This is a genomic window from Rheinheimera sediminis (genome assembly GCF_004005375.1).
GTDB lineage: Bacteria > Pseudomonadota > Gammaproteobacteria > Enterobacterales > Alteromonadaceae > Pararheinheimera.
The window spans coordinates 1-21032 of the sequence record NZ_RZUF01000031.1 but is presented as its reverse complement, the minus strand read 5'-3'; the positions used below and the strand labels follow the sequence as shown (position 1 = coordinate 21032).

General features: G+C 46.3%; 19 protein-coding genes and 6 tRNA genes. 22 read left to right on the top strand and 3 right to left on the bottom strand.

The annotated features are described in order from the left end of the window. Positions 1 to 9 precede the first annotated feature (9 nt). The 9 genes from ileS to EMM73_RS17540 all read left to right on the top strand — a co-directional run bounded on the left by ileS (position 10) and on the right by EMM73_RS17540 (position 9148). Positions 10 to 2838, top strand: coding sequence for an isoleucine--tRNA ligase (gene ileS / locus EMM73_RS17580; protein ID WP_127688108.1), 2829 nt, complete (start codon positions 10 to 12; stop codon positions 2836 to 2838). After that, on the top strand, positions 2838 to 3380 hold the full coding sequence (gene lspA, locus EMM73_RS17575; RefSeq protein ID WP_127688107.1) for a signal peptidase II: 543 nt from the start codon (positions 2838 to 2840) through the stop codon (positions 3378 to 3380). The genes ileS and lspA overlap by 1 nt, the downstream gene beginning before the upstream one ends. Beyond that, positions 3377 to 3808: an FKBP-type peptidyl-prolyl cis-trans isomerase gene (gene fkpB, locus EMM73_RS17570; RefSeq protein ID WP_127688106.1), complete on the top strand. Its 432-nt coding sequence runs from the start codon at positions 3377 to 3379 to the stop codon at positions 3806 to 3808. Before lspA ends, fkpB begins: the two co-directional genes overlap by 4 nt. A gap of 2 nt (positions 3809 to 3810) precedes the next feature. Then, positions 3811 to 4740: a 4-hydroxy-3-methylbut-2-enyl diphosphate reductase gene (gene ispH, locus EMM73_RS17565; protein WP_127688105.1), complete on the top strand. Its 930-nt coding sequence runs from the start codon at positions 3811 to 3813 to the stop codon at positions 4738 to 4740. A 627-nt stretch (positions 4741 to 5367) separates the two neighbouring features. Continuing rightward, positions 5368 to 5859 (top strand): prepilin-type N-terminal cleavage/methylation domain-containing protein, encoded by a 492-nt coding sequence (locus EMM73_RS17560; protein ID WP_127688104.1) that lies wholly within the window; start codon positions 5368 to 5370, stop codon positions 5857 to 5859. Position 5860: 1 nt separating this feature from the next. Next, positions 5861 to 6802, top strand: coding sequence for a PilW family protein (locus tag EMM73_RS17555; protein ID WP_127688103.1), 942 nt, complete (start codon positions 5861 to 5863; stop codon positions 6800 to 6802). Positions 6803 to 6814: 12 nt separating this feature from the next. Then, positions 6815 to 7198: a hypothetical protein gene (locus EMM73_RS17550; protein WP_127688102.1), complete on the top strand. Its 384-nt coding sequence runs from the start codon at positions 6815 to 6817 to the stop codon at positions 7196 to 7198. Further along, positions 7185 to 8744: a hypothetical protein gene (locus EMM73_RS17545; protein WP_127688101.1), complete on the top strand. Its 1560-nt coding sequence runs from the start codon at positions 7185 to 7187 to the stop codon at positions 8742 to 8744. Before EMM73_RS17550 ends, EMM73_RS17545 begins: the two co-directional genes overlap by 14 nt. Beyond that, complete coding sequence (locus tag EMM73_RS17540; RefSeq protein ID WP_127688100.1) at positions 8744 to 9148, top strand: type IV pilin protein; 405 nt, start codon at positions 8744 to 8746, stop codon at positions 9146 to 9148. Before EMM73_RS17545 ends, EMM73_RS17540 begins: the two co-directional genes overlap by 1 nt. On the opposite strand, the gene EMM73_RS17535 is transcribed toward EMM73_RS17540, so the two are convergent. Beyond that, positions 9106 to 9666 (bottom strand): GspH/FimT family pseudopilin, encoded by a 561-nt coding sequence (locus EMM73_RS17535; protein ID WP_186435283.1) that lies wholly within the window; start codon positions 9664 to 9666, stop codon positions 9106 to 9108. The genes EMM73_RS17540 and EMM73_RS17535 overlap by 43 nt on opposite strands. A 158-nt stretch (positions 9667 to 9824) precedes the next feature. On the opposite strand from EMM73_RS17535, the gene EMM73_RS17530 reads away from it, so the two are divergent. Continuing rightward, entirely contained in the window at positions 9825 to 11438 is a 1614-nt protein-coding gene (locus EMM73_RS17530; protein ID WP_127688098.1) for an NAD+ synthase, read from the top strand. Positions 11439 to 11445: 7 nt separating this feature from the next. Then, positions 11446 to 11784 (top strand): nitrogen regulatory protein P-II, encoded by a 339-nt coding sequence (gene glnB / locus EMM73_RS17525; RefSeq protein WP_127688097.1) that lies wholly within the window; start codon positions 11446 to 11448, stop codon positions 11782 to 11784. A gap of 68 nt (positions 11785 to 11852) precedes the next feature. Here the strand turns inward: glnB and ettA are convergent, their stop codons facing one another. After that, on the bottom strand, positions 11853 to 13514 hold the full coding sequence (gene ettA, locus EMM73_RS17520) for an energy-dependent translational throttle protein EttA (RefSeq protein ID WP_127688096.1): 1662 nt from the start codon (positions 13512 to 13514) through the stop codon (positions 11853 to 11855). Positions 13515 to 13676: 162 nt separating this feature from the next. Here ettA and EMM73_RS17515 point away from each other — a divergent pair, with 162 nt between their 5' ends. The 3 genes from EMM73_RS17515 (at position 13677) to EMM73_RS17505 (ending at position 15212) form a co-directional block, all read left to right on the top strand. Further along, on the top strand, positions 13677 to 14030 hold the full coding sequence (locus tag EMM73_RS17515) for a DUF2750 domain-containing protein (protein WP_127025572.1): 354 nt from the start codon (positions 13677 to 13679) through the stop codon (positions 14028 to 14030). A 165-nt stretch (positions 14031 to 14195) separates the two neighbouring features. Further along, entirely contained in the window at positions 14196 to 14750 is a 555-nt protein-coding gene (locus EMM73_RS17510; RefSeq protein ID WP_127688095.1) for a glutathione peroxidase, read from the top strand. 270 nt (positions 14751 to 15020) lie between these two features. Then, a complete protein-coding gene (locus EMM73_RS17505) occupies positions 15021 to 15212 on the top strand; it encodes a hypothetical protein (protein ID WP_127688094.1) in 192 nt (63 codons plus the stop codon). A 137-nt stretch (positions 15213 to 15349) separates the two neighbouring features. Here the strand turns inward: EMM73_RS17505 and rnhA are convergent, their stop codons facing one another. Continuing rightward, positions 15350 to 15820, bottom strand: coding sequence for a ribonuclease HI (gene rnhA, locus EMM73_RS17500; protein WP_127688093.1), 471 nt, complete (start codon positions 15818 to 15820; stop codon positions 15350 to 15352). Between the two features lie 65 nt (positions 15821 to 15885). On the opposite strand from rnhA, the gene dnaQ reads away from it, so the two are divergent. The 8 genes from dnaQ to EMM73_RS17460 all read left to right on the top strand — a co-directional run bounded on the left by dnaQ (position 15886) and on the right by EMM73_RS17460 (position 18728). Next, complete coding sequence (dnaQ, locus tag EMM73_RS17495) at positions 15886 to 16590, top strand: DNA polymerase III subunit epsilon (protein WP_127688092.1); 705 nt, start codon at positions 15886 to 15888, stop codon at positions 16588 to 16590. After that, positions 16578 to 17990: a TIGR03503 family protein gene (locus tag EMM73_RS17490; RefSeq protein WP_186435282.1), complete on the top strand. Its 1413-nt coding sequence runs from the start codon at positions 16578 to 16580 to the stop codon at positions 17988 to 17990. Before dnaQ ends, EMM73_RS17490 begins: the two co-directional genes overlap by 13 nt. Before the next feature lie 108 nt (positions 17991 to 18098). Beyond that, positions 18099 to 18175, top strand: a tRNA-Asp gene (locus EMM73_RS17485). Positions 18176 to 18203: 28 nt separating this feature from the next. Beyond that, a tRNA-Asp gene (locus tag EMM73_RS17480) sits at positions 18204 to 18280 on the top strand. A gap of 28 nt (positions 18281 to 18308) precedes the next feature. After that, positions 18309 to 18385, top strand: a tRNA-Asp gene (locus EMM73_RS17475). Between the two features lie 28 nt (positions 18386 to 18413). Continuing rightward, a tRNA-Asp gene (locus EMM73_RS17470) sits at positions 18414 to 18490 on the top strand. A gap of 42 nt (positions 18491 to 18532) precedes the next feature. Further along, positions 18533 to 18609 (top strand) — tRNA-Asp (locus EMM73_RS17465). 42 nt (positions 18610 to 18651) lie between these two features. Further along, positions 18652 to 18728: transfer RNA gene (locus EMM73_RS17460), tRNA-Asp, on the top strand. Positions 18729 to 21032 lie beyond the last annotated feature (2304 nt).

Sequence of the window (21032 nt, the reverse complement as noted above, 5' to 3'; positions counted from 1 at the left end):
CAACAACGGATGACTGACTACAAGCAGACTTTGAATTTACCGGACACGGCTTTTGCCATGCGCGCCAACCTTGCGCAGCGTGAGCCACAGATGTTAGCCAACTGGACAGAAAAAAATCTGTACCAGAAAATTCGTCAGGCCAAACAAGGTAAAAAAACCTTTATCCTGCACGATGGCCCGCCATACGCCAACGGTAACATTCACATTGGTCACGCGGTCAATAAAATCCTCAAGGATATGATTGTCAAAGCCAAGACCTTGTCAGACTTTGATGCCCCTTATGTGCCGGGTTGGGACTGTCATGGTCTGCCAATTGAGCTGGTGGTTGAAAAGAAATACGGCAAGCCAGGCGTGAAGCTTAGCGCTGCTGAGTTCCGTCAAAAATGCCGTGATTACGCGCTGACGCAAATCGAAGCGCAAAAAGTCGACTTTATCCGTTTAGGCGTGTTAGGCGATTGGGATAATCCTTACCGCACTATGGATTTCACTACCGAAGCCAATATCATCCGCTCTTTAGGTCGTATCATCGACAACGGTCATTTACAGCAAGGCTTTAAGCCAGTGCACTGGTGTACCGACTGTGGTTCTGCTTTGGCTGAAGCTGAAGTGGAATATCAGGATAAAGTATCACCAGCCATTGATGTGCGTTTCACCCTGGTGAACGAAGCTGATGTGAGTAAATTCGATCACCCTGAAGGTCATACCGGCTCTGGCCCTGTGTCTGTTGTGATCTGGACGACCACGCCTTGGACTATTCCAGCCAACCGCGCTGTAGCGCTGAATGCAAAAATTGATTACAGCCTGGTGCAAGTCGAACAAGGGCCAAATGGCCCTGAGCGTTTAATTTTAGCCACAGATTTAGTCACAGCTGTGATGGCTCGCGCTGGTGTAGAGCATTACCACAATTTAGGCTTCTGCAAAGGTCAGGCACTGGAGCTGGTGAAGTTAAAACACCCACTGTACGACTTTGAAGTGCCGGTGATTTTAGGTGATCACGTCACGACCGATTCTGGTACTGGTGCTGTGCACACTGCGCCTGGGCATGGTCCGGAAGACTTTACTGTAGGTAAGCTGTACAACCTAGAAGTGGCTAACCCTGTAGGCGCCAACGGCGTCTACCTGCCAGATACACCACTTTTTGCTGGTCAGCATGTGTTTAAAGCCAACGACTCTGTGGTTGAAGCTTTAAAACAAGCGGGCAAATTGCTGGTGCATAAAGCCTTAACGCACAGCTATCCGCACTGCTGGCGCCATAAAACTCCTATTATTTTCCGTGCTACGCCGCAGTGGTTTATCAGCATGGAACAAAAAGGCCTGCGTAGCACCTCACTGCAAGAAATTGGTAAAACCCGCTGGATCCCGGACTGGGGTCAGCAGCGTATCGAAAATATGGTGGCGGGTCGTCCGGACTGGTGTATTTCCCGTCAGCGTACCTGGGGTGTGCCTATTGCTCTGTTTGTTGATAAAGACACCAGTGCACTGCACCCAAATACTCAGGCTTTGATGGAGCAGGTTGCGAAATTAGTGGAGCAGTCTGGCATTCAGGCTTGGTTTGATTTAGATGCTGAAACTTTGCTGGGCGCTGATGCGGCTCAATACGTCAAAGTGACAGACACGCTTGACGTCTGGTTTGACTCAGGCGTGACTCACGCTTGTGTGATTGAGCCTCGCGCGGAATTCCATGGCGCTACTCAGGCTGACCTGTATTTAGAAGGTTCGGATCAGCACCGCGGCTGGTTTATGTCGTCTCTGATGACTGGTGTGGCAATTAAACACCATGCGCCATACAAACAAGTGCTGACCCATGGTTTTACCGTGGATGGTGAAGGCCGCAAAATGTCCAAGTCCTTGGGCAATGTGGTGTCGCCGCAGGACGTGATGAACAAGTTAGGCGCCGATATCCTGCGTTTATGGGTAGCAACTACGGACTACACCTCAGAGATGACGGTCTCTGATGAAATCTTAAACCGTGCTGCCGACAAATACCGTCGTATTCGTAATACAGCCCGTTTCCTTTTAGCGAACTTAAAAGGTTTTGAGCCAGAAACACAATTGGTGCCATTTGAAGAGATGGTGCAGCTGGATTTATGGCTGGTGCAACGTGCTGCCAAATTACAGCAGGAAATTGTCGATGCCTATGAGAACTATCAGTTCCATCAGGTCAGCCAGAAGCTAATGAATTTCTGTACTGTGGAATTGGGTAGTTTCTACTTAGACGTCATTAAAGACCGTCAATACACGGCAAAAACCGATGGTTTAGCCCGTCGCTCCTGCCAGACTGCATTATTCCATGTGGTGCAAGCCATGGTGCGCTGGATGGCGCCTATCATGAGTTTTACTGCTCAGGAAATATGGGAAGTGATGCCAGGTCAGCATAGCGAGTTTGTCTTTACTGAAGTCTGGTATCAGGGTTTAGATACGCTACCTGCTGGTCAGTTTGATGATGCCTTCTGGCAACAACTGCTGGAAGTGCGTGATGCAGTCAACAAGGTGCTGGAAGTAGGGCGTCGTGATGGCAAAATTGGTGCTTCATTACAAGCTGAAGTGACCTTGTATGCCAAAGGCCAACTGGCAACAGACTTGAGCTCTATCGGCGATGAGTTACGTTTTGCCTTGTTAACTTCTACTGCTGTGGTGTCCAGCGACGCTACTCCTGCTGATGCAGTAGCCACTGAAATGGACAACCTCTTTGTGGTGCTGAATGCATCTACGGCGCCTAAGTGTGACCGTTGCTGGCACCACAGACACGATGTGGGTCTGAATCCGGCGCACCCGCTGATTTGTCTGCGCTGCGTTGATAACGTCGAAGGTGCTGGTGAAGTGAGGAAGTTTGCCTGATGCGTTTATTTGAGGGGGCGTTATTTAAAACGGGTCTATTCAAAGAAACCGGCTGGCGCTGGTGGTGGCTGGTGCTGTTGGTGCTGGTCGCTGACCAGTTGAGCAAAGTCTGGGTTATTCAGAACTTCAGTCTGGGCGAATCCGTGTCTTTGTTGCCGGTGTTTAATTTCACTTATGCCCGCAACTATGGTGCAGCCTTTTCGTTTTTAGGTGATGCAGGTGGCTGGCAGCGCTGGTTATTTACAGTGATCGCTGTAGTCGTCAGTATCGTACTGGCTGTGTGGTTAAGCCGTCTGCCTAAAGCTCAGCTGAAGTTGTCCTTAGCACTGAGCCTGATTATCAGCGGCGCTATTGGCAATTTAATCGACCGAAGCCTGTACGGCTACGTGGTTGATTTTCTGCATGTGTTTTACCAGAACTGGCATTACCCTATTTTTAATATCGCCGACTGCGCTATTAGTATCGGTGCAGTTTTACTGATCTGGGATAGCTTTACCAACGACAGCGAAACCCAGAAAGCCACTTCAGGAGACAAACAGTGATCATAGGTCCAGGTAGTACTGTGATTTTTCACTTTGATATTAAATTATCCGATGGCAGTGCCGCTGAAAGCACAAGGGTGCATAACAAACCGGCCAAACTGCAAATGGGGGACGGTAGTTTGTCGCCCGCTTTTGAAGCTCAGTTAGGTGGTATGGCGGCTGGCGATAAACGTACTTTTACGTTGGCACCTGAAGATGCTTATGGTATGCCCAATCCTGACAATATTTATTATGTTGACCGCAGTAAGTTTTCATCTGATGCTCCGGCAAAAGTCGGCATGATCGTTGGTTTTGCTATGCCAGACGGTTCTGAGCTACCAGGTCTTATTCGCGAAGTAGTGGGTGAGTCTGTCACTGTGGATTTTAACCATCCACTGGCAGGTCAGACTCTGACCTTTAATGTTGAAATCGTACAGGTTATCAATTAAGTATGGATATCTTACTCGCCAATCCACGCGGTTTTTGTGCCGGTGTCGACCGAGCTATCAGCATCGTCTCCCGTGCGCTGGAAATTTACGAGCCACCTATTTATGTGCGCCATGAAGTGGTGCATAACAAATTTGTGGTAGACGGCTTGCGTCGTGCCGGCGCTGTATTTGTTGATGAACTGGACGAAGTGCCGGATGATGCCATCGTCATTTTTAGTGCCCATGGTGTGTCGCAGGCCGTGCGTGAAAATGCCAAACAGCGTGGTTTGAAGGTATTTGATGCTACTTGTCCTTTAGTCACCAAAGTGCATATGGAAGTCACCCGCGCCAGCCGTAAAGGCATTGAATGTATTTTGATTGGCCATGCCGGGCACCCTGAAGTCGAAGGCACTATGGGCCAATACGATAATGCTGAAGGTGGTATTTACCTGGTCGAGTCGGTCGAAGACGTTGAAAAACTGCAGGTGAAAAATCCTGCGCAGTTATGCTTCAGCAGTCAGACTACTTTATCTGTCGATGACACGGCCGATGTGATTGACGCTCTGCGCACACGTTTCCCTGATATTGAAGGGCCACGTAAAGACGATATTTGTTATGCCACGCAAAACCGTCAGGATGCGGTGCGTGAACTGTCCGCCAAAACAGAATTGTTGCTGGTGGTGGGTGCTAAAAACAGCAGTAATTCCAATCGATTACGTGAGCTGGCTGAAAAGATGGGCTGCCGTTCTTACCTGATTGATACCGCTGCTGATATTCAGCAGGAGTGGTTAAAAGAGGTTAAATCTGTCGGCGTAACTGCAGGGGCTTCAGCGCCTGAAGTGCTGGTGCAGCAAGTGGTGCAGCGTTTGACTGAATGGGGTGGCAAACAAGTCATTGAGCACCCTGGCCGTGAAGAAAACGTAATTTTTGCCGTGCCGGCAGAGCTTCGCTAACGCAATTATTTGGTCAAGTTACCGCGCTATTTAGCCTGAACAAAGGTGATGAGTGGTGTTGCTCATCTCAGGTTGGGGTTATTCACCACTGATGTCTGCTAGTTCAGCTTGCATCAGTGGGTTATCAGGTATTGTTTAAATCAGTAAAGCTCTCGGGGAAAGAACGCTTTTGTCGCAGCAGCTAGCTTAGCTCCCGGATCCTGCCAGTAGCTATCCAGTCGCAATAAGGATTTATCTAAGCGTTTGTGAACGCAAAGTTGTTCAATAGGACTAGGTTTTGCGTTTTTGATGCCAGAATGAGCTCCACAACTACTGGCAAAAAGAGTACACAAGTCTTTGCAATTCAGGTCTATACCCATTAGTAAGGTCTCCACTATCCGTCTTTCCTCTGAGCTTTCGGTGCTGGTGCTTGATCAACACTCTAGGGTCTGTCCTTCCTGATGCTTTGATGCCAGATCGAATAGGTATTCGCTGCATCCTCGAATTCAGCATTTAGGTAAGCAGGGCAACTTCATAGAGTTCAAAGTTGGCACTGGTGCGACCATTGTGAAAAAGTGCTGGTAAGATTTGACCTTTTAAGGAACGGATATAAATTTAAAGTAAACAGACTTTCATGGGCGCCAGGTTATGCCGAATGCCTCAGGTTTTACCTTAATCGAAGTTCTGGTCAGTTTATTATTACTGTGCCTTACAGCTCTGGGTGCTTTGAGTCTGTCTCTGTTTGCAAGGCAACAAGTGATCATGGCTACCCAACAAAGCATTGCTTTGTCGCTTGCAACAGAGTTGACAAGTCGTATGGCAAGTCATAACAGTAGAGTTGGAGATTACGAGGGAGTGCATCCGCTTTGGGGTATACCTGAAACCATAGCTTGCACTGAAAGTTACGCTTGCGATTCGCAGCAGTTGAGTCAATTTCATCTCTATAGCACTTTAACCGCTTCAGGCGATAGTCACAGTTTACGGTTGCTGCAGCAGCCTGCAGTCTGCATTCGTCAACAGGCTTCTGAACTATTAGTGCAGCTAAGTTGGCGTTCTCAGATAAAGGCAGAGATTCAGCGCCCCGCCTCTGTTTGTGACCTGTCACCCAACAGATCACAACTTTCTGTGGTAGCTCCTTGAAGTGCGCGGCTTCACCCTGCTGGAAGTACTGATAAGTCTAACTTTAGGTTTAGTACTAACAAGCTTTTTGCTGGGGACTTTGTTTGCTACGCAGCAATCCAATCGACAAACCCAACAACTGGTGCAATTGCAGCAAAATAGTCAGATGTTGCTGAGTTTGTTCCAATCTGAGCTACCAAATATGATGTTTTTTGCTGGTCGTAGTCTGGCCGATCTGGCCTCAACTTCACACCAGTTACCTCCCGTCTTGGGTGATTGTGTAGCTGGGGTCGACGTTGGTAGTTTTCCAATACAAGGTCAATCTTATTTAACTCTTTATGCAGAACAAGTTAAGACTCAGAATACTTTGAACTGTTTAAGTCAGGCCAAGGTTGGATCGGAGTTACTGCAATTAAAACGTATCGTTGGGAACAGCGTCTCTGCCACTCAGATGAAAGCGAACCGCTTTTATTTCGAAAACTCTGCTGCGGCTAGCAGTTTTGTCACCAGCTCTAGTGCTGAATTAGTGCCAGATTCACTGTATTGGCCTTTTAGTCATCAGGTTTTTTACATTGCTGAGCAAAGGCATAATGATAAGAAAATACCAGTGTTAATGCGTAAACGTCTGATCCGCAATGCTGCAGGGCAAGCTGTGATGTCTGTCGACTCCATTCTGGATGGAGTGGAGAGGATGCATTTTGAATTTGGCTTGGATGCAAATTTAGATGGTCAGGTCGATTATTACCTGAGTACAGCGCAAATGCTGCCGGAGCATTGGAAGCAGCAAAACCGTCGCATTATAAATATTAAGTTTTATCTGCTGTTACGCAGTATAGATGAAGACTTTAGTTACCAAAACAACCAGCTTTATCAGATGGGACATGAGTGGTTTAAAGCCCCTTCGGATCCGTTTCGACGCCTGTTAGTCAGCAGTTCTGTGGCATTTAGCAACACACGCTTATAAAAGGAGGTCGTTATGATGTTGAGTTCTAGAGGTTTTATTCTGGTTACGACCTTAATATTAATTCTGATTTTAAGTAGCATCAGTCTACCAATGCTGGTTCAAGCCAGCTTGAGTCAAAAGTTGTCTGCCAGTGCCACTTTGTCTGCTCAGTTAAAGCTGCGGACTCAAAGCAAACATGCGCAACAACTCGAATTGTTGCAACAGGGTACTATCGAATCAGCCGATTTTGTTCTGGCTCCTTGCCCTGCGTTTTATGCCGCCTGGAGTGATCTTTCTTTTCAGTGCGAATGGCACCAGCTTCGCACTAGTGAGGCATCGTTCCAGCATCAGCACAGTGTGACCAGCTTTCTCGTCAGAAAATCTCTGCTTGAAGGGGGCCGGAATGGTAGTTTGTAGATGTTTATTGGTGTTGCTATTTTATGTTCAGCCACTCCAAGCCGACAGCTATTGGAGCCATATGCCTGGTTTTGGCTCGGTGAAACTAACTGAAATGGAACAGGAACAGCACAATGCTCTTTCAGAACATTTGTCACTTAGTCAACAGCAGACTAAGCAATGGTTGGATGATCTCTCTGCCCAGCTCAAGGCATTGTCCTGTAGCACGACAGATGCGCAGAGTCAGCCGCTGCCCGCTTATGTAGCTCAGCGCTATTTTGTGGTCAGTTACGCTGGTGTGCTTAAATTTGAATCGAATGATGAGCGTGACGAAACAGTCTGGTGGCTCCCCTGGAGCTTATTACCTTTCTTATCGCAGCTTAAGGCTGAATTAGGCCAGCCTGACAGACAAGTACATCAACCTCTGCTTCTCAATGAACAGGAGCTGGGGCAACATGGCCAGTTTATTCTTGTGAGCGGCACCAGTAATCAGAGTCCGTCGTATTTTGCGTTACGACTTAGTCCTCTGCATTTACCCGAACTTTTATGGTCTGTCAGTGCTGATGTAACTGGTTTTGAGGGCTTGGCAGGCACTGCATCGCAGCCCTTAATGCTCAGAGAGCAACATCGGGTATCTGACACTTCATCTTTATCTGTTTTGTTAGCAAATACCGGAGTAACAGAGCAGAAAGCTTTGGTTTATAAGGTGGATGCATATACAGGCAAGCAGCAAGGCCTGTTAAAGATGCCAAAGTCGATTTATGATTTATCTGGGGCTATGACGGCTTATGATCAAAACAGGGATTCCATTCCTGACAGTTTGATTTTTAGTAGCAGAGCCGGACAGATATGGCAGGCTAAAATGGAGAATCATCGATTTCATGATATTACGCCTGTCGCTGATTTGTCGGGGTTTCAACCCAGTGATATACAATTTATCCGCACCTTGTATGCCGCTGTTCCTATTGGTGGTTCAGGCGCTGATTTTCATTCCAGACGAAGTCAATGGCTGGTACTTCTCGGACTTTTACAGCGACAGAAGAGTATTTTTGTAGTATTAAAACCGAAACAGAGTGCAGTGCCGGACGTCTACGATTTTGTTGACCGAACTTTAGCAGTGACGTCAGGGTTGATCGCTTTAACTGACCACGAATTGCAGCTAATACAACAAAAAGATGGTTGGTCTAGCCGTTTAACTGGCCGTTTGACGCAGCCTCCTATAGTGGCTGCTGGCGTGCTATATCTGACAGTCTTAACTCAGGATCCTGCGCATTTTTGCAGTATTGAACACAGCTACTCCGCTTTTATGGCGTTGCATTTACACCATGCATCTCCGGTTTATCGCCAGCCACTTTTTCCTTTAGACAGATCTGCAGGTGCTCTGGTGATTAAATCTAACAAGGAAGGAGGCTTCGTATTGATTGAACAAAACCATCAGCAGGTGCTGATCGACAACCTGCTAGAGATCAGTCCAAATTGTACCTATTGCAGTAAGCCGCTGCAAAAAAGCAGCTTCCCGCGTTGGCAATTGATGGGGACTTACCAGAACGAAGAGGGGGTCTACTGATGAAGCTCAGGAACCAAGGTCTGGGTTTGATTGAGTTGCTGGCAGTTTTGGCTATCACTGGTATTCTGACTTCAATTTTGTTGCCCAGTTATAAAGACTATGTATTACAAAGCTACAGAGCAGAAGCTATGCAGACGCTATTAAAAGTAGCTGCTTTGCAGGAAATGCTGTTGGTGGATCAGTACAGATATAGCGCCGATTTAACAGAGCTTGGTTTTCCTGCCAATGAGTTTTCAACAGAGTCGGGCCGCTATACGGTCAGTGCTGTGGTAACAGAGCAAGGTTACGAATTGAGGGCTCAGGCGCAGCAAGCTCAATCAGAAGATAAGAGCTGTCAGGTATTTTCACTGAATAATTATGGTCAAAAAACTAGTGAACCAGATTCAGTTTGTTGGACTTTTTGATAAGGGCAGGGGGTATTTTCTTGCCATAAACGGCTACGACCGGCTTGACTGATACTTAATCTGTAGTGCCAGTGGTAAGACTCTTTACTGCAGTAGACAAAGGTGCCTGACTCCAAAAAATCCAGGCTACCATCGCGACGAAATTGCAGCGATGGTCTGTTATAAAACAACTGATGACTGTCAATCGGATGTCTCAACTCTCGAAGTAACACATCTTGCCCGGAGTTCAAAGCCCTTTGGTGTAACTGTATGGCGGTCGAATTCCAGTCTGAATTGCACAATAGGCCATAGCGTGGGCATATTTGCACTTGTTTTTGGTGGGTTATCGCATGAACTCTGGCGTAAGCTAAATGCTGACTCAGCTGCCGCATAAAGTGTTCTGCCTGAAAACGTTGCCAAACCTGCCTCAAATCAGGCAGAGCTGTAGCTGAGACTATACCCACAATAGCCAAGACTAAAAGCAGTTCAAGCAAACTAAAAGCTGATGGTATTGTGCTAAGGCGGTTATGTCGCACCATGTTATCCTTCCAGATACAGGCCCAAATCAAGTTTAGTTGCATTTATGTTAATTGGCTAAGTCGCAAATGAAATACAGCAACTGCAGCTGCTTGATTGAGTCTGGCAGCAAAAATCGCTACCATAGCGGCAGTTTATTCATCCTTTAGTGCAGGTTCAGATGTCCTCTGCTGTCTCTATTACCCTGGTACAGCAGCCCTTTATTGTGGCTGCTGTAGCGCAAAACACCGCAAAAGTGCTTGAGATTGCCACGGGCAGTCAAAGCGACTTGTTGTTATTTCCTGAGCTGACCTTAACAGGCTACCCGCCGGAAGATTTATTGCTGCGGCCCGACTTTCAATTGCTGGTAGAACAAAGCCTGCAGCAGATTTGTGCGGCTAAACTGCCAAATACGCTGGTTGTCGGTCACCCATGGCGCGATGGTAAAGCCTTGTATAACGCAGCATCTGTCATTCAAAAAGGTGAAGTGATAGCGCGTTATTACAAGCAAGCGCTGCCCAATTACGGTGTTTTTGACGAGAAACGGTACTTTACCGCAGGCACAGAAGCTTGTTGTTTTGAGCTAAAAGGCCAACGTTTTACCGTGCTGATTTGCGAAGATGTTTGGCAAGGCGCTCCGGCCGCTTTGGCCAAAGAGCAAGGTGCGGATTGGGCTTTGGTACTAAATGCCTCGCCTTATGAAATAGGCAAAGGCCAGCAGCGTGAAGACTTATTGCAAACCCTGGCCAAACACCTGCATTTAGGTTTTGTGTATGTTAATCAAGTGATAGGACAGGACGAGTTGGTGTTTGATGGTCAGTCCTTAGTGGTAAGTCCGGATGCTCAATTGTTGTTTCGTGGTAAGGCCTGTGAGAGCGAACTGGCAACAGTCAATTTGGCGGCCCGGGGTCAGCATTATGGCCATGTCGAGCTTGCCCCTCGCTTGTCTGTTGAAGCTGAAGTCTATGCCGCTTTAGTGATGGCCACCCGCCATTATATTCAGCACAACGGTTTCCCAGGCGCAGTGCTTGGATTATCAGGTGGTATCGACTCGGCTTTAACACTGGCGATAGCGGCTGATGCAATTGGGGCAGACAAAGTACAAGCCCTGATGCTGCCTTTTGCTTATACATCGTCGATGAGTGTGGAGGATGCCAAAGCTCAGGCCGAAGTGATGGGCGTTGAGTTTGATTCAGTCTCTATTGAGCCTATGTACAACAGCTTTATGCAAGAGCTTACGCCGCTGTTTAAAGGCCGGGGCAAAGACACCACAGAAGAGAACCTGCAAGCCCGTATTCGCGGTGTACTCTTGATGGCGATGTCGAACAAAACAGGCCGTATGCTGTTGACCACGGGCAATAAAAGCGAAAACGCTGTAGGCTACTGTACTTTGTACGGTGATATGTGTGGTGGTTTTGCCGTTATTAAAGATGTGCCAAAAACACTGGTGTATCGTTTGTCTGAGTATCGCAACAGCATTTCGCCAGTGATCCCACAGCGAGTGATAGACAGAGCACCCTCTGCTGAACTGGCTCCGGATCAAACCGATCAGGATAATCTGCCGCCTTATGATGATTTGGATGCGATGATTGAAGCTTATATGGAGCACGACAAATCGATGCCCGCTATAGTAGCTATGGGCTATGATGAAGCTACAGTACGCAGAGTGTTGAATTTAATCGACATTAACGAATACAAGAGACGCCAGTCGGCCGTAGGTCCAAAAGTGACCAGCCGCAACTTTGGTAAAGACAGAAGATACCCCATCACATCGTGGATGCGGAAACAGCGCTGAGGTAGTCATGAAAAAAGTTGAAGCTATAATTAAGCCTTTTAAATTAGACGATGTACGGGAAGCTCTGGCGGATATTAATATCACCGGTATGACAGTGACTGAGGTCAAAGGTTTTGGCCGTCAAAAAGGTCATACCGAACTGTACCGCGGTGCTGAGTATATGGTCGACTTTTTGCCTAAGGTAAAAATCGAACTGGTTCTGGCGGACGATCAGGTGGAACGTTGCATTGATGTGATTATCAAAACAGCGCAAACAGGCCGTATTGGTGATGGCAAAATTTTTGTATTTGACGTGGAACGGGTTATTCGTATCCGTACCGGCGAAGAAAACGAAGACGCAGTGTAAAAACGCTGTATAAATAAAAAAGGGGGTAAAGCTCTGGCTTTACTCCCTTTTTTCGATCTATCCAGTGGTTAGATCTTTTTGTATTTAATGCGGTGCGGTTGCATTGCATCGCTGCCGTAAGTCGCTTTCATCCAGGTCTCGTAGTCTGAATAGTTACCTTCGAAGAAGTTCACTTTACCTTCGTCGCGGTAATCCAGAATATGAGTAGCAATACGGTCAAGGAACCAACGGTCGTGCGAGATCACCATGGCACAGCCAGGGAAGTCGAGGATGGCGTTTTCCAGAGCACGTAAAGTCTCCACGTCCAAATCGTTGGTTGGTTCATCCAGTAACAGCATGTTACCGCCGGCTTTTAACAGTGCAGCTAAATGCACACGGTTACGCTCACCACCGGATAAGTCACCAATAAACTTCTGTTGATCGTTGCCTTTAAAGTTAAAGCGACCGACATAAGCACGGCTTGGAATTTGGAAGTTACCAATCTGCAGAATGTCCTGACCGTTGGAGATTTCCTGCCATACGGTATTTTTAGGGTTCATGCTGTCACGGAACTGATCAACGCTGGCGATTTGAACTGTATCACCCACTTCAATAGTACCGCCGTCCGCTTGTTCCATACCGGTGATCATCTTAAACAGCGTCGATTTACCTGCACCGTTCGGGCCGATAATACCTACTATCGCACCTTTTGGAATGCTGAAGCTTAAATCGTCAATCAAGACTCGGTCGCCAAAGGTTTTACGCAGGTTTTTCACTTCCAGCACTTTGTCGCCTAAACGAGGTCCTGGCGGAATAAACAGCTCGTTGGTTTCGTTACGTTTCTGGAAGTCCTGGCTTTGCAGTTCTTCAAAACGAGCCATACGGGCTTTGCTCTTGGCATGACGGCCTTTTGGATTGGTACGAACCCATTCCAATTCCTGTTTGATAGAACGCTGACGCGCGTTTTCGCTGCGTTCTTCCTGCTCCAGACGGGCATCTTTTTGCTCTAACCAGGACGAGTAGTTACCTTCCCACGGAATACCTTCACCGCGGTCCAGCTCTAAAATCCAGCCTGCGACGTTATCGAGGAAATAACGGTCGTGGGTAATAGCCACAACAGTGCCTGTGTAATCGTGCAGGAAACGTTCTAACCAGGCCACAGATTCAGCGTCCAAGTGGTTAGTAGGTTCGTCCAGCAGCAGCATGTCTGGTTTTTCTAACAGCAAACGACAAATCGCGACACGACGGCGTTCACCACCAGATAAATGCTTAATCAGCGCATCCCACTGTGGCAGACGCAGCGCATCTGCAGCACGGTCGAGGATATTGTCGAGGTTGTGACCTTCTTTGGCCTGAATAATAGCTTCCAGCTCGCCTTGTTCGCGGGCTAAAGCGTCGAAGTCCGCATTTTCTTCGGCATAAGCGGCATAGACCTGATCCAAACGGGTTAAAGCGTTTTTTACATCAGCAACTGCTTCTTCTACTACTTCACGCACAGTTTTTTCCGGGTCAAGCTGAGGTTCCTGTGGCAGATAACCAATATTGATCCCAGCTAAAGGACGGGCTTCACCGTCAAACTCTGTATCCACACCTGCCATAATGCGCAGCAAGCTGGATTTACCTGAACCGTTTAAACCCAAAACACCAATTTTTGCACCTGGGAAAAACGACAGCGAAATGTCTTTTAAAATAGTGCGTTTTGGCGGCACTACTTTCGACATGCGATACATGCTGTAAATATACTGAGCCATAAGAGTCACTCATCTTGTTGGTTAGAATGCGGCAATTGTACGTTATTTTTAAAAAACAGGGGAACTGCACCAGAGAGGAAAGGGCATTTTAATTCGTCTTTAATTTGGTTTTCTGCTCTAATAGTGGCAATTAAACTAATAGTTCAGATAAAGGTGGTTGCCATGGGCGAATATTCACATGATCCGGTGTTTCAAAATTTTATTGCGGAAGCCAAAACCCATGGTGTGGTTTGGACTTTAGCTAACGGCGAAGATTTGTTAGTGGTGGAGTCAGTCGATTTTGAAGATACAGACGTGATGCCATTCTGGTCTAGTCAGGAAGCCGCTTTAGTGCACTGTTCAGAAGAATGGTCTGACTATAAGCCAGAAGCTATTCCACTGGATGTGTTCTGTGAAGGCTGGTTGCAAGAAATGTACGACGACGGCGTACTGATCGGCACTAACTGGGATGAGTCCTTAAATGGCCCTGAAGTTGAGCCGCGTGAAATTTTAGAAGCTTTGGCTTTAGTGCAATAAAATTTTCAAATGAAACAGGCGACGCAAGTCGCCTTTTTTGTCTCTGCATGAATTTTATATCGGCGTGAAATAACGGCCTCTGATGAACGGTCTGTTATTACCGCTCAGATCCAATATCTGACTTGGCCCGTAACGGTTCACATCATCTACTAACAGGAGCTAATAATGAAAACAATGAAGAAAATTCTGACCGCAGCACTGCTGCTTAGCGCAAGCGGTGCGGCTTTTGCCAATAGCTGTGGCGAAATTTTGGGCCATTCACTGCCGCAGTTACGTAAAAAAGAAACTCTGGATTTATGTGAAACCTATAAAGGTAAAACCTTATTGATTGTGAATACCGCCAGTAAATGTGGTTTTACTCCTCAATTTACTGCTTTGCAGGGATTGTATGAGAAATACAAAGATCAGGGTTTAGTGGTATTGGGTTTCCCTTCTGACGATTTTATGCAAGAACATGACGATGCCGAAAAAACCGCCGAAGTTTGTTACATCAACTACGGAGTGACTTTCCCTATGTTTGCCACCAGCGCAGTGCGTGGTGATGACGTGAACCCGGTATTTAAAGCTTTAATCGCCAAAACAGGTGAAAAGCCATCATGGAATTTTAATAAGTATCTGGTCAGCAACGATGAACAACAGGTCAAGCACTTTGGCAGTAAAGTATCGCCAGACGATGCCGATTTTGTCAAAGAAGTGGAAGCTTTATTAAAAGCTGAATAAGCTGTTTGTTGTGTAAATAAAAAGCCAGCTACTGTGGGCTTTTTGCTTGCGCGCGGCAGACATGGCTTGTCGCGCGTAAGCGCCCCCAGACTACTTAAGCGGGTCAATCTGGTGGCTTGGAGTTAAAAAGTGTTGGCTTATTGGTGGCGTTGTATTCTTACCGTGCCAGTGTAAGTAAATTTAGTGCGGTTGCCGGAAAAAACTCGATAGTCTCCAGGTGCTGCGGCTCAAATCAGCTTTATCGCATTATTACTGCGGGCTTTGCTGGCGATGGTTTTAGCTAGGCTGACTGGTTGGATTGGTGTAGTCAGCGGTTTTTTAATTGTGCCCTTGCTGCTTGCGGCCACAACAATCCCAATATTTGCTGCTATGGCCTGTAGCCTGGCACCGATCTTGCTGCAAAGCGCCACAGGTTTTATCAGCCATTACTGGCTGATGTCTGATCAGGTTGAAACTGATTAGCTGACAGAGGTTAATGAGGGCAAAGCGGTTTGCGTGGTAGTGTTTTATCGACTTAAAATCCAAAGTTATGGCTGCGGAAAAACTTTTCTATACTGCTGATGGGTACTGAGCTTTCATTACTTTGACCTGTGTTCTTTTTATGATGAGGCCTGAAAACCTGTGTCCACTTCTGTGGCATTGTGGGTAGCCGCGACTCTTGCTAACTCATCACAACGTTCGTTTTCCGGGTGTCCGGCATGGCCTTTGACCCAATGCCAGTTCACTTTATGCCCCTGACAAGCGGCATCTAAGCGGCGCCATAAATCCTGATTTTTTACTGGTTCTTTTTGACTGGTTTTCCAGTTGTTTTTTTTCCAGTTGGCCAGCCACTGCGTAATACCTAAGCGAACATACTGACTGTCTGTGGTTAAGTCCACATCACAGGGCTGTTTTAAACTTTCCAGACCAACAATAGCTGCCAGTAATTCCATTCTGTTATTGGTTGTTTGTGTATAGCCGCCAGACATTTCTTTTTGGTGCTGCTGATAGCGCAAAACCACACCATAACCGCCTGGTCCGGGGTTTCCAAGGCAAGAACCGTCTGTATAGATTGCTACTTGTTTACGCATCGATGCTTCCCACAACTGAAATCGGCGTATAATCTAACGCAAAAGCGCTAAGAACACGAATCAGAATGCTGAAAAGACAGATAGTACTAGACACCGAAACCACAGGTTTAAGCCCGCAGGAAGGCCACCGGATCATAGAAATTGGTTGCGTGGAGCTGATAAATCGTCGGCTGACTGGCAATAATTTCCATGTCTATTTGCAACCGGATCGGTTGATTGATCAGGAAGCCATAGCGGTTCACGGTATTACCAATGAGTTTTTAATTGGCAAACCCCGTTTCGCTGAAGTAGCTCAGCAATTTTGTCACTATATAGCTGGTGCTGAACTGGTGATCCATAACGCGGCGTTTGACGTCGGCTTTATCAACCACGAATTTAATCTGCTGCGTCCAGCACTTTCACCTGTCACTGATATTTGCGGTGTACTGGATACGCTGAAAATGGCGCGTGAAGCCCATCCTGGGCAGAAAAACAACCTCGATGCTTTATGCCGTCGCTACGACATTAACAACAGCCACCGTACTTTACACGGCGCCCTATTGGATGCTGAAATTCTGGCTGATGTGTATCTGGCGATGACAGGTGGGCAGGTTAGCCTGAACTTGGCAAATGACGAGCAAGCCGCCGCTCAGCAGAATGTAGTGGTCGGTCAACTTCAACGGACCAGTCGTTTACCTGTTGTTTTCGCTTCAGAAGCTGAACTACTGTCGCATGAGCAGCGTCTGGATCTGGTGCAGAAAAAAGGAGGAAGTTGCTTGTGGCGAAGTTAATTTATGCTTTTTTGCTCTGTGTCAGCTTGCAATTGATAGCGCAGGATACTGTTACTACAGAAGCCATTACCGAACCTTCGGAAGATCCGATAGGTTTAAGCTTATTGCCAGATTTACCAGCCAAAAATCAGATCCCTCTGTTTGAGAACAGATTCCGTATCGATTACGAAGTGGAAGAAATTACTATGGTATTTTTCCGCAAGCGAGGATCGGCGTCCGTTATTTTGGTCAAACCTGATGGCAGTAAACTGAATATCATTAATGCCAATGATCAGGATGTTCAATGGTATGACGATAAAACTTACGATTTAATTAAAATTAAGAAACCCACTCCTGGTCCCTGGCAAGCGCTGGGCCAGATTTTGCCAGAAAGCAAAATTATGGTTTTGACCGATATAGAGTTAAATGTGGCCACTTTGCCCGATCATCTGATGGTTGGCGAAACCATCAAAGTTACTGCCACACTAACTAACGGTGGGCAGCCCATAGTGGCAAAAGACTTCCGAGATTTGTTGCGGCTTGATGTACTTTTCCTCAGCAGTAATAACCCAGAGCATGAAAATTTTGGTGCAGGTGTAATTGAACTGACGACTTTGGCTGATGATGGTCGCAACTTTGATGAAAAACCAAGGGATGGTATTTTTACTGGTGAATTTAGACTGGATATGAAACCCGGACAATGGGTGCCCAAGTTTGTAGTAAAAACGCCGCTATATACTCGTGAAGTAGAACAGGAAGCGGTGATCTTGCATAAAAGCCCCATTAGCTACGAAGTGACGCAAGCAACAAAGGCTGAAGATCTACACTGGCTGACGTTTAAAGTCACAGATCCGATGATTAATCCTAAATCTGTTGCTTTGCAGGGCAAGATCAGTTTTCCAAATAATGAAATACAAAGTTTCACTTTGGGTGAGAGTGTTGAAGTAGATAAAAAGTTAAAGATAGTCAATTACGCCAGCGGGACTTATAAAGTCGAGAGCACTTTGTTTGCTCAGACTGTGACAGGCCGAGATATTGTGATCACTTTGCCTCTGGCTTCTTTTGTGGCAGAAGTGATAGAGCCTGAAGCTGGAGTTGCAACAATAGAGGTAGAAGCCCCACTCCCGGTTCAACAAGAAATATTAAAGAGTGCTGATCTTGTCTCAGCGGTGGAAGAAGAGACCGCTTTTCCTTGGTTATTAGTGATTCTGGCTAATATTCTTATCTTAGGTGGTGGTGGTTTTGCGATTTGGATGGTCGCTACGGATCGTTCTTTTAAGACCTTGTTCGCGAAAAAGAATAATTCTATGGACCTCGACACACTTGCTATGCTCGGAGCGAATGAAGTAAAAACCAGTGCATCAGGGCAAAAAAACAGCAAGTCGAACGACATTCTGGAACTTTCTTTACCGGATGATTAAGGAATAAACAAAAGCGGCAAAAAAGTCGTTGACGGCCCACTGGTGAATCCGTATTATTCCCGCCGCAACGCAGCATACCCAATTGAAAATGCTGCTGTGTATTGGTGCGGAGCGGTAGTTCAGTCGGTTAGAATACCGGCCTGTCACGCCGGGGGTCGCGGGTTCGAGTCCCGTCCGCTCCGCCACTTAAGCATTTATAGTTTGTCTGATTCCGGAGCGGTAGTTCAGTCGGTTAGAATACCGGCCTGTCACGCCGGGGGTCGCGGGTTCGAGTCCCGTCCGCTCCGCCACTTAAGCATTTATAGTTTGTCTGATTCCGGAGCGGTAGTTCAGTCGGTTAGAATACCGGCCTGTCACGCCGGGGGTCGCGGGTTCGAGTCCCGTCCGCTCCGCCACTTAAGCATTTATAGTTTGTCTGAGTGCGGAGCGGTAGTTCAGTCGGTTAGAATACCGGCCTGTCACGCCGGGGGTCGCGGGTTCGAGTCCCGTCCGCTCCGCCAATTCAGCAAGCAAGCCATTAGAGCGTAAGCTCACTCCAGTGCGGAGCGGTAGTTCAGTCGGTTAGAATACCGGCCTGTCACGCCGGGGGTCGCGGGTTCGAGTCCCGTCCGCTCCGCCAATTCAGCAAGCAAGCCATTAGAGCGTAAGCTCACTCCAGTGCGGAGCGGTAGTTCAGTCGGTTAGAATACCGGCCTGTCACGCCGGGGGTCGCGGGTTCGAGTCCCGTCCGCTCCGCCATTTTACTGCTGTAAAGATCAGTAAAAAATCAACCAGCCTTGAGCTGGTTTTTTTTTAACTAAAATTTGTAAGGGCTGTCTGGCGACAGCAGTTCAGTCTGTTGCTCTCTGTTAAAGCATAGCCGGCCTGTCAGGCCGGGGGGGCGCGGGTTCGAGTCCCGTCCGCTCCGCCATTTTATTATTGATGTATCCATATGATTTACTTAAATTTTATGCTAAAAATGCTATGTTTCAAAACGCGGTATTTCTGCATTTTTGGACACAGCTGGACCCATTTGTGTCCAAACTGTGCCAATTCTTTAAATAGGCCGGGTGTCAGCATGGACACAATCCTTCATCAAATAGCCACTCAAATTCTGTTAACCAAAATTTCACAAAGAGTGCCCGGCCAACCGTGGAAAATCAATGACTTACGTTTTCAAAAACGGCTGAAAAGCTGTGTCTTCTTGTGTCCATCTAAAACGTGATTTTTCAATGCACACCCATATTTTAATATTTGAAGTCAGATGCTTACGGCTAAATTTTGTGTCCAATAATTGTGTCCAAGACGCATGTCAAAACTTAAAATTAACTGAGGGCAGGCTTTTGTTTTTCATGGCTAGTATTGAGTAATGCCAATGTAATCCAAAGAAAACTTTTCCTCATCACCAAGTGAGTTTTTGGTCAAAGAAACAAAAAAGTTAAATTCGCATGCCGGACATCCGCCATTGGGTATTAATTTTTGATAACTTGGTATGACCGATAGGATGCTATTATTGTATTACATGAAAAATACTTTAAAAATCAAGCCTATATAGGCTCCGTTACAGACAGTCGGTAATTTGCCATATAGTTGACATGTGACTTAAGTTTTTTTGTCTCTAACATTACGATTTCCGTTTTCTGGCAAAAGTAGTATTTGCTGTAGTATGAGCATGCCCAAGACAAGAAATTTGAACGCTGAATCGCTATGTTGAAATTGTAAAAGGTATAGAAAAATCTCAATCATGCAGATAGTAATATCTGTACTTTTGCTCAGTTTTTGCAGCACTCAACTGTTATTTTACTCAGGGAACCTGGCGCAGGAAAAGCACATTCATTTAAGTCTGCTGCTTCCATATACAATGGTAAATTTCTGCCTATTCTTTCATGCCTAGTTTTCCGGATTGAGCAATTATCCAATCAGCATTTATTCATTGATGGTCTTGATGAAAAAAGACCGAGCCGAAACGATGATTCAGTAATCGATAATATAGCTCTCAAGCTTATGTGCTGAATCAAGCAAAAGTATTTATCTCTTACTGGGAAAGAGACTGACTGGCGATATTGATTTTGTTGTAGTCAATAATTATTTTGAGAGCAACGGCGGGGAGGCTGTCCTTTTGCCGAAACAGTTGCACAGAGAAGAGCAAGTGAATTTTTTAAAATCAGCAGGATACATTTCTGCTGATGAGTTTTTGGCCTAAGCTGAGCAAAAAAATCTGCAAGATTTTTTGAGTAAGCCTCAAAGTCTGTTAATGATGGCTGAAGTTGTAAAACGAGGTTCTTGGCCAGAATTGAGTTTGGAGCTTTTTGCAAAGTCTGCGTGCATTTTACTCAAAGAGCATAATGGCCAGAAATCACGATAAGCCTATAACAGTGAAGAACTGGTTGATACCGCAGGTGCCATTTGCGCCATACGGCTTTTTAGTGATGTGGATGGCATAAGCATTACGGATTCTGAATTTCACACATCCTATCCCAGCTATTGTACCTTAACTCTATGTGAGAAAGAGAAAATCCTGGCAGTTTTGCAACGGCGGTTGTTTGCCAATATTCCTGGTGTAGAAGCGGTTGATTACGAGCATCGGGCTAACAGCCGGGAGTTCATTAGAGACAACGCAATATGCGAACAGGCTGAGTGCAATGGTCCTTCTGAAAATGCAACTGATGCAAGTCAGTTCTGGAAATTGAAAAAGCTGATCAAAATCACTTTTACAATGAGTAGGTGCTTTATAGGTATTGACCTCAATATGGATTATGCGCTCTGAGTAACCTAGGTAATCGACAGGGTTGCTCAAAATTGAAGCAAATTGAATGAAATTTGGGGATTTAATAAATAATTTCAAAACTCCGGCTTGACACAAATTCTGGGAAGTGTAGAATGCGCCTCCTGTTGAACAAGGTCTCAACCGGTTCAGCACTGCTCTTTAACAATAAGCAATCAATCATCTGTGTGGGCACTCACGGTTTAGATTCTGCAGCGAGCAATCGCACAAAGAATATATATCAGTGAAGTGACTTACATAGAAATATGTTTTAAGTCAGTGATACTGAGCAGCCACTT

What these genes read in the sequence shown, in the direction of transcription:
- ettA (WP_127688096.1), bottom strand. Translation starts at nt 13,514, where the DNA reads ATGGCTCAGTATATTTACAGCATGTATCGCATGTCGAAAGTAGTGCCG.
- rnhA (WP_127688093.1), bottom strand. Translation starts at nt 15,820, where the DNA reads ATGCGTAAACAAGTAGCAATCTATACAGACGGTTCTTGCCTTGGAAAC.
- dnaQ (WP_127688092.1), top strand. Translation starts at nt 15,886, where the DNA reads ATGCTGAAAAGACAGATAGTACTAGACACCGAAACCACAGGTTTAAGC.
- EMM73_RS17505 (WP_127688094.1), top strand. Translation starts at nt 15,021, where the DNA reads ATGGTTTTAGCTAGGCTGACTGGTTGGATTGGTGTAGTCAGCGGTTTT.
- EMM73_RS17540 (WP_127688100.1), top strand. Translation starts at nt 8,744, where the DNA reads ATGAAGCTCAGGAACCAAGGTCTGGGTTTGATTGAGTTGCTGGCAGTT.
- lspA (WP_127688107.1), top strand. Translation starts at nt 2,838, where the DNA reads ATGCGTTTATTTGAGGGGGCGTTATTTAAAACGGGTCTATTCAAAGAA.
- EMM73_RS17530 (WP_127688098.1), top strand. Translation starts at nt 9,825, where the DNA reads ATGTCCTCTGCTGTCTCTATTACCCTGGTACAGCAGCCCTTTATTGTG.
- ileS (WP_127688108.1), top strand. Translation starts at nt 10, where the DNA reads ATGACTGACTACAAGCAGACTTTGAATTTACCGGACACGGCTTTTGCC.
- ispH (WP_127688105.1), top strand. Translation starts at nt 3,811, where the DNA reads ATGGATATCTTACTCGCCAATCCACGCGGTTTTTGTGCCGGTGTCGAC.
- EMM73_RS17545 (WP_127688101.1), top strand. Translation starts at nt 7,185, where the DNA reads ATGGTAGTTTGTAGATGTTTATTGGTGTTGCTATTTTATGTTCAGCCA.
- EMM73_RS17515 (WP_127025572.1), top strand. Translation starts at nt 13,677, where the DNA reads ATGGGCGAATATTCACATGATCCGGTGTTTCAAAATTTTATTGCGGAA.
- EMM73_RS17510 (WP_127688095.1), top strand. Translation starts at nt 14,196, where the DNA reads ATGAAAACAATGAAGAAAATTCTGACCGCAGCACTGCTGCTTAGCGCA.
- EMM73_RS17535 (WP_186435283.1), bottom strand. Translation starts at nt 9,666, where the DNA reads ATGGTGCGACATAACCGCCTTAGCACAATACCATCAGCTTTTAGTTTG.
- glnB (WP_127688097.1), top strand. Translation starts at nt 11,446, where the DNA reads ATGAAAAAAGTTGAAGCTATAATTAAGCCTTTTAAATTAGACGATGTA.
- EMM73_RS17560 (WP_127688104.1), top strand. Translation starts at nt 5,368, where the DNA reads ATGCCGAATGCCTCAGGTTTTACCTTAATCGAAGTTCTGGTCAGTTTA.
- EMM73_RS17550 (WP_127688102.1), top strand. Translation starts at nt 6,815, where the DNA reads ATGATGTTGAGTTCTAGAGGTTTTATTCTGGTTACGACCTTAATATTA.